8 protein-coding genes are annotated in these 5,677 nt (G+C 71.4%); all 8 read right to left on the bottom strand.

The genetic code is table 11. The annotated features are described in order from the left end of the window. Positions 1 to 104: 104 nt before the first annotated feature. A complete protein-coding gene (locus ACWGJ2_RS39880) occupies positions 105 to 719 on the bottom strand; it encodes a GTP-binding protein (protein WP_453351313.1) in 615 nt (204 codons plus the stop codon). Beyond that, the gene (locus ACWGJ2_RS39875) at positions 700 to 1,074 is read right to left on the bottom strand and encodes a DUF742 domain-containing protein (protein ID WP_453351312.1); all 375 of its coding nucleotides are present in this window, start codon (positions 1,072 to 1,074) and stop codon (positions 700 to 702) included. Before ACWGJ2_RS39875 ends, ACWGJ2_RS39880 begins: the two co-directional genes overlap by 20 nt. 4 nt (positions 1,075 to 1,078) lie before the next feature. Then, complete coding sequence (locus ACWGJ2_RS39870; protein WP_453351311.1) at positions 1,079 to 1,477, bottom strand: roadblock/LC7 domain-containing protein; 399 nt, start codon at positions 1,475 to 1,477, stop codon at positions 1,079 to 1,081. Further along, positions 1,474 to 2,817, bottom strand: coding sequence for an ATP-binding protein (locus ACWGJ2_RS39865; RefSeq protein WP_453351310.1), 1,344 nt, complete (start codon positions 2,815 to 2,817; stop codon positions 1,474 to 1,476). Before ACWGJ2_RS39865 ends, ACWGJ2_RS39870 begins: the two co-directional genes overlap by 4 nt. Before the next feature lie 471 nt (positions 2,818 to 3,288). Then, on the bottom strand, positions 3,289 to 3,453 hold the full coding sequence (locus tag ACWGJ2_RS39860) for a hypothetical protein (RefSeq protein ID WP_453351314.1): 165 nt from the start codon (positions 3,451 to 3,453) through the stop codon (positions 3,289 to 3,291). A gap of 45 nt (positions 3,454 to 3,498) precedes the next feature. Continuing rightward, positions 3,499 to 3,912, bottom strand: coding sequence for a hypothetical protein (locus tag ACWGJ2_RS39855; protein WP_453351309.1), 414 nt, complete (start codon positions 3,910 to 3,912; stop codon positions 3,499 to 3,501). A gap of 54 nt (positions 3,913 to 3,966) precedes the next feature. Beyond that, the gene (locus tag ACWGJ2_RS39850; RefSeq protein WP_453351308.1) at positions 3,967 to 5,418 is read right to left on the bottom strand and encodes an AMP-binding enzyme; all 1,452 of its coding nucleotides are present in this window, start codon (positions 5,416 to 5,418) and stop codon (positions 3,967 to 3,969) included. Positions 5,419 to 5,489: 71 nt separating this feature from the next. Beyond that, on the bottom strand, positions 5,490 to 5,677 hold a 188-nt coding region (locus ACWGJ2_RS39845; RefSeq protein ID WP_453351307.1), incomplete at its 5' end, for a hypothetical protein.

The raw sequence follows: 5,677 nt of genomic DNA, 5'->3' as shown, positions 1-5,677 counted from the left end.
CTGGAAAATCGCCCCCGGGTCCGCGTGGTACCGCGGGTCGCCGAGCTGTACGGCGCCGTGGTGCGTGGCCGGGGGCTCGACCAGGCGGGCGGGGGAGGGCTGGTTCACAGCGTCGCCTCCTGCGAAGTCTGCGTGGAGTGGGTCTGGAAGTGCTGCACGAGCTCGATGAGGACGTCGCGGACCGAGGAGCGGTCGCGGGCGTCGCAACGCAGTACCGGTACGTTCGCGGGCAGCGTCAGGGACTCGCGGATCTGCTCCAGGCCGTGCTGCTGGTCCTCGGTGCCGAAGACGTTATGGGCGACCAGGTAGGGCGTTCCGAGCGCCTCGATCTGGTCCAGGGAAGAGAAGGAGTCCTCCAGCCGCCGGGTGTCGACCAGGACCACGGCGCCCAGCGATCCGGTGAACAGGCGCTGCCACAGGTCCTTGAAGCGCTCTTGTCCGGGCGCGCCGAACAGGTACAGCACCACCTCCTCGTCCAGGGTGATACGGCCGAAGTCGAAGGCGGTGGTCGTGGTGGTCTTGTGCGGGGTCGCCGCCAGGTCGTCCACGCCGAGGCTGGCGGTGGTCATCTCCGCCTCTGTGCGCAGCGGGGTGATCTCGCTGATGGCGTCGACGAAGGTGGTTTTCCCGACGCCGAAACCGCCTGCCACGGTGATCTTCCAGCCGGTGCTGGCGGTGGAGGCCAGCGGCAGCGGGGTGTCAGAGCTTGCGGAGGCCATGGAGCACCCTCTTTAGAGCGTCGGAGTCGGGGGTCCAGCGCGGCAGCGAGCCGTCATCGGACGGCGTGTGTGAAGCGGGGGATGAGGGGTGCCGGGCGGTGATGTAGCCGCGGTCCAGCAGACCGGAGAGCAGCACGCACACCACGCCCAGCGGCGCACCGATCAGCGAGGACAGTTCCACTACCGCGGTGGGCGCGGCGCACCGGGTGAGGATGTGCGCCTCCTCCGGCTCCAGGCCGGCGGTCTCGGCTCGTTCGGTGACGATCAGGGAAACGAGATCGAAGTCGTGGTCCGCGCGGGTCCGCCCGCCGAGCATGACGAACCAGCGGTCCGGCACGTCCGGATCCCAGCTCATGCCTCTACGCCCCCGTGGCCCGGGCCGGGACGCCGAGATGGGGCGCGACACGTGCGATCACATGGCTCATCGCCATGCCGATCACCCCTGGGTCGGCCCACTCCTCGGCGAGGACCGCCAGCGCGCTTCCCTGAGCCACACCCATGCCCACCAACTGTTTGGTGGGCAGATCGAGGACGACCGATCGCATCTTCCCGCCGCCGTCGAACCTCTTGCTGATGCCCTCAGCGAGGCTGACGAGACCGGAGGCGGCGGCGGCCAGCTCGTCGGCGTCGTCTCTGCCCAGGGCGTCGTCACAGGACAGCGTCAGCCCGTCCCCGGACAGCAGCAGGACGTGCACCACCCCGTCTGTCTCCTCACGCAGGTTCGTCATCAGCCAGGAAAGCTCGCTGCTGCTGGTCATCGCGGTGGCTCCGCATCAGTCGTAGGAGGGGCGTCGTCACGGGAGCGCCGGGTGGCGGCGCGGAAGGAGGAGAAGCGTCGCGCTGTCTCCTCGGCCGTACGCGGCTGCTCGGGCGGGACGTCCCGCTCGGGGGAGTCGCGCAGTGTGGCGCGAGGCGTGCGCTTGGGCAGTCCGGACGGTCCAAGACCCCCCACCGCTGGTGCGGAGGCTGCCCGGACCGCCTCGCGGCCGGCCTCGGGCCGCTCGGCACCCCGGGACGCGGCGCAGGGGGAAGTGGACACGGGGCCGGGCGCGGGCGGCTGGAGTTCCGTGGGCTGGCCGGTCACCGCCGGGGTCAGCCACTGCCGGGGGAAGAGGACGCTCACGCGTGTCCCGCCCGAGGGCGAGGGGCCGAAGGCGATCCTGAAGCCGTACCGCTCGGCGCTGAGGCGGGCCGCCACCAGCCCCAGACGCCCCCCGGAGATCTCGCCGACATCCAGCGGGCAGTCAGGATCGACCGTACGGCGGACCTGGGCCAAGGTCGCCGCCGGCATCACCAGGCCACTGTCATCCACGTAGACCACGACCCCGGCCCCCACCTCCTCCGCGCTCACCCACACCTGCGTGGTGGGGGGTGAGAACCGCAGCGCGTTGTCGAGCACCTCCGCCAGCACCTGGATGGCCGCGTTCACCGCGGGGCTGGCCACCGCCACCGGGACGGCAGGCAGCGCCTGCACGCGCTGATAGTTCTCGGTCGCCCCCACCGCTGCCCGCAGCACGTGGGGAAGCGCGATCGGCCTCGGCCAGGGACGGCCGATACGCCGAGCGCCGGTCAGCGCCAGGAGCCGCTGCGTCAGCATCCCCAGCGAGGACGTCCGCGCGTCCACACCCTCAAAATCCGCCCGCACGCTCACTCGTGAGACCGACTCGGTGTTCTCCTCCCAGTACGGCTGCTTGCGCCGGGAGATCTCGGCGAGCAGGTCCGTCACGCCTGCCTGCACCCGGTGAGCGCACTCCTGCATCACACTCACCGCAGCGTTCCGCCGACGCCGCTCCTGATAGAGGAGCTCGACCAGCTGTTCCGCCAGCCGTCGCGCGACAGGCTCCCGGGGGAGCCGCCCCGCGCCCTCGGCCAGGATCGTCGCCGCGGAATCGCGCTCCTGGATACGCCCGAGCACCCACGGCAGCGTGTGCTGCACCAGCTCCTCCAACTGGGACCGCATCTGCTCCAGCTCTTCCTCGGCGTGCTGGAGAGCGGCGTGGCGGCTCTCGACCCGCTGCTGAAGCCGCCGCACCCGGTACAGGGCGACCATCACGGTGCCCACCAGCAGCACCCCGGCCACACCGGCACACCAGGCCACCGCAACCCGCGCAGACGACGGAGCCACCGCCACCGCAAGACCCCACAGCACACAGGCCGCAGACAGCGTCGTGAAGGCGGCGTAGACCACGCCTATCCCCGGGTCTTTCCCACGGCGATGACGAGCCGGGGCCTCAACAGCCACTCCGTCAGACACCGCAACCTCCCACCGCCGCCGAAGCGGAGAGCGACCGGCCCCGCGCAAGGAGCCACCGACCGCTCAGAAGCTCGTGCACGGCGTCGAGGGGCAAGACCGCATTGCGCGCAAGGCGGCGCTCCCGCAACACCCCCACGGGCAACACTGCGCGATGGCCAGCGTCGACGATCGGACGCGGCGGTGTGTGACTGAGCATGACGGGTTCTCCGGAGGAAAGGGACGGGCAGGACCGCCGGGACGCGCCCCGGGCCGTAACCGACGGGGGGCGGCGTACGGACCGAGGACGGGGGAGAGCACCGCGTCCCGGCGGCCGGTCTAGAGACGGACGCGGCCGAGCGCGTCGACCACGGCCTCGACCAGGCGGTCGATGACGGGCGCGAGCGAGGAGTCGGCCAGATAGAAACCGAACAGCACGCACACCACCGCGTGGCTGCCCTTGAGCCCGGACCGCCGCACGAGCAGCCCAACCAGCACCGCCAACACGAGTACGAACGAGAGGTGCACCACCACGGGATGGCCCTGTGCTCACGCTGCGCATGCCGGGGCCCAGGAGGCCGGGGAGCGGCTGACGCTCAGCCCGTCGTACAGAGCCTCCGGCTCGGTGAGATACGGGGTACCCGGCGGGATGAACCAGAAGGCGATGCAGCATCGTTGCTGCCCGGGTGTGCACGTCGGCCGTGCCGGGCTGTGGCAGGTGGAGTGGCCCGCGCTCCACCGCAGCGCGGTGCCGCGGGGTACGGGCACCTGTGCCTCGCCGTGGGTGAAGCAGCAGCGCATCGGCCCCACCGGAGCAACCCTGTCGCGGAGTTGCTCGACGGTGGTCAGCGTCCGCAGGGGAGTGCTGGTGACGACATCGACGGGCAGTCCCGCAAGTTCCGGCGGCAGCGGGGCGGCATCGGAGCTGAGCTGTACATGCCACGGATGACGAGTGGAGAACATGGAGGCTCCGGAAGGGGTCGGGAGAGGACGGGGCTGTGAGGTGGCGCATCACGTTCACCGGGTGGCCCAGGTCTGTGCTGCGGTGAGCGCGGCCTCCAGGTCGGGGGCGAAGCTGATGGCGGGATGTTCGTCGAGGGCGTGCTCCGGGCGGCCGACGATGACCACGGGGATGTCCGCGGCGAGGGCGGCCCCGATCTCTGCGCTGGTGACGGTGTCGCGCTGCTCGTCCTCGCTCGCGACGGCGATCAGGAGGCGGGAGCGGCGGATGTCTTCCAGCCGGATCAAGGCGGCGAGGCGCGCGGCGGGCTCGCCCGCGTCGAACTGGGCGAGCGGACTGGTGAAGGGGTCCAGCGCCAGCCAGCGGGCGGTGCCGTGCAGCGGCGGGGGCAGATGCTCGGTCGCCTCCCGCAGCGCGGCCTGGTGGCGACGTTCCCCGGTCAGGTAGACCGGCGCCATGCCGACCGGCACAGACGGGGAGGAGAGCCGCCGGGTCGGCGGTGCGGGGACCGCCGGTGCCTCGCGGGACGGAGGGGCGGCGGCCCACCGGGCGCGTCCGTAAGGCAGCAGCGGCTCCCAGGCGTAGGGCAGGTCGAGGGCCAGGGACGGCATCCCGATGATCGCGCGCTGCACGTTGACTTGGTCGATGCCCTGGGTCTCATAGAGGAAGTGCGGCTGGTCCCCGGCCGGGGAGAGCATGAACGTGCCGTACAGCTGCTCTCTTTCCGTGAGCGTGAGGGTGCGGTCCTGGAGGAGCGCCAGGTGACGCGGGTTGCTGTAGCCGTTCGCGACGGCCTGGGTCACGGCCGCCAGGGCCTGCTCCCGCTCCTCGTTGAGCCCATCGGCACGCATCAGGACGCGGCAGGCGGCGTCGGGGACGTGGGGTCCGTCACGGTTCGCGCGTGGCCAGCCGTAGCGGTCGATGATCCGCAGGATGTCCCGCGACGCGGTGCTGGCGAAGTCGAGGTAGTTCTGCACATCCGGGTCCGCTGTCGCGAGGTCCGCGAGGCAGTCGGGCAAGGAGGTCAACGGCCGCGGCCAGTGCGGGTACCACAGCGCCGTCGTGATCTTGGCAAGGAGTGTCGGGTTGTCGGCCAGCGCCCGCAGCGCCTCGAAGTGCAGAACTTCGTCGTCACGGGCCAGCTGCAGTACCTGCTCCCACGCCTCGGGCATGCTGGAAGCGGAGCGCCGGTACTCCTCCTCGCGGTGCTCCTCGGGGTGTTTCAGGTGGGCGGCATCGCGCAGCAGTGCCCGCGCACCGGCTGCGCTGAACCGGCCGTCGTGCGTGGTCGGCAGTTCGGTGACGTTCAGGACGGTCCGAGGGTGCAGAGCCTCGGGCAGGAAAGGGCGCGCGTACTCGCGTACCTCCTCGACCGTCGTGCCGCCGGGGGCCAGGACGAGCAGCGCGCCCAGGGCCTGGCCGAGTGCGGGGTGCGGCACGGTGACGACGGCCGCCTCGCGTACGTGCTCGTGGCTCAGGAAGATCTGCTGGATCGCGTCGAGATTCACCAGCTCCGGTGTCGCATCTTCGTGAGCGGCGGTGGGGCTGTGCCCGCCGGGCGGGCGAGTAGGAGCGCACATCAGAGGTGCCTGCCGTTCGCGGAGCCCGCGTCGGTCAGGAGTGGCTCCTCCAAGGTGGAGGCCGGGGCCGGGTGCCCCGCGCTCGCCTGCGCGAGACCGTGCGGACCGGGAATCTGGGATGTGTGGACGAATGCGCCGGCGGCCGTCAGGCGGAGCGCGGTGTCGCACAGGGCGACGTGGGGAAAGG

This window comes from Streptomyces sp. NPDC054796 (genome assembly GCF_053611545.1).
Note: the sequence above shows the minus strand (reverse complement) of the source record. Positions and strands in the feature narration are given on the sequence as shown.

Bases quoted from the DNA above. Each gene is read 5' to 3' on its own strand.
- ACWGJ2_RS39880 (WP_453351313.1), bottom strand. From the start codon at position 719: ATGGCCTCCGCAAGCTCTGACACCCCGCTGCCGCTGGCCTCCACCGCC.
- ACWGJ2_RS39875 (WP_453351312.1), bottom strand. From the start codon at position 1,074: ATGAGCTGGGATCCGGACGTGCCGGACCGCTGGTTCGTCATGCTCGGC.
- ACWGJ2_RS39870 (WP_453351311.1), bottom strand. From the start codon at position 1,477: ATGACCAGCAGCAGCGAGCTTTCCTGGCTGATGACGAACCTGCGTGAG.
- ACWGJ2_RS39855 (WP_453351309.1), bottom strand. From the start codon at position 3,912: ATGTTCTCCACTCGTCATCCGTGGCATGTACAGCTCAGCTCCGATGCC.